1 protein-coding gene is annotated in these 938 nt (G+C 74.3%); it reads left to right on the top strand.

Translation table 11 applies throughout. The features are described 5' to 3' along the window. Positions 1-218 precede the first annotated feature (218 nt). A complete protein-coding gene (locus G3I65_RS38590) occupies positions 219-770 on the top strand; it encodes a SigE family RNA polymerase sigma factor (protein WP_125305822.1) in 552 nt (183 codons plus the stop codon). Positions 771-938 lie beyond the last annotated feature (168 nt).

Here is a 938-nt window from a genome sequence, read left to right as displayed (position 1 = left end):
CGCGCGAGACGACCCGCGCCCCGCGCACGGGTCCGGCCCAGCGCGTGCCGCGTGCCGTGCCGGCCGGCCCGACCGGTGACCTGCACCTGCCGGCCATCGGAGTGCTGTGACATTGGTTACCGATCCGGCCACAGCCACGGCCGAACCGGCCCGTAGCGCCGGTCGCGTGCCGTTCGCGGCCGGGCCTGCTTTCGGCCGGATCGGTAACGGGTAGCTCGGTGATCTCCCGCTCCCGTCCGTCGACCGGGCCGGGCTCGCCGTGGGACGGCGAGTTCGCCCGGTACTTCGGCGAGCGCGCGCACAGCCTGCGCTCGACCGCCTTCCTGCTCTGCGGGGACTGGCACCAGGCCGAGGACCTCACGCAGGCCGCGCTGCTCAAGCTGTACCTCGCCTGGCCGAGGCTGTCGCGCCACGACGCCTTGGACGCCTACGCCCGCAAGGTCGTGCTCCGCACGTTCCTCGCCGAGCACCGGCGCAGCAGGTGGAAGCGGGAGCGGCTCACCGACACCCCGCCGGAGCTGCCGGCGGAACCGGCCGCGAGCGACCAGGACGGACTCGTCCGGCAAGCTCTGGCCGTATTGGCTCCGAAGCAGCGCGCCGTGCTGGTGCTGCGGTACTTCGAGGACCTGAGCGTCGAGGAGACGGCGAAGGCGCTCGGCTGCAGCACCGGCACGGTGAAGAGCCAGGCCTCCCGCGGCCTGGCGACGCTGCGCAACCGGCTCGGCCCGCACTACGCGCTGACCTTCAGCGCACCCACGGAGGGGAGGTGACGAACATGGACCCCGAAGACGACGTCCGCGCGTACCTGACGAGCGCGGCCGGTGGCGCGCAGCCGCCGATGCGCCTCGAAGCCGCCGACGTGATCGAGCGCGGTGGCCGGGTCCGGCGGCGGCGCAAGCGCCTCGCCGTGGCGAGCACCTCGGCCGCGACGGCGGTCG

The sequence above is a fragment of the Amycolatopsis sp. SID8362 genome (assembly GCF_010550475.1).
In the GTDB taxonomy this organism is placed as follows: domain Bacteria; phylum Actinomycetota; class Actinomycetes; order Mycobacteriales; family Pseudonocardiaceae; genus Amycolatopsis; species Amycolatopsis eburnea.
The sequence above is the reverse complement of the archived record's forward strand: the minus strand, read 5'-3'. Positions and strand labels throughout refer to the sequence as shown.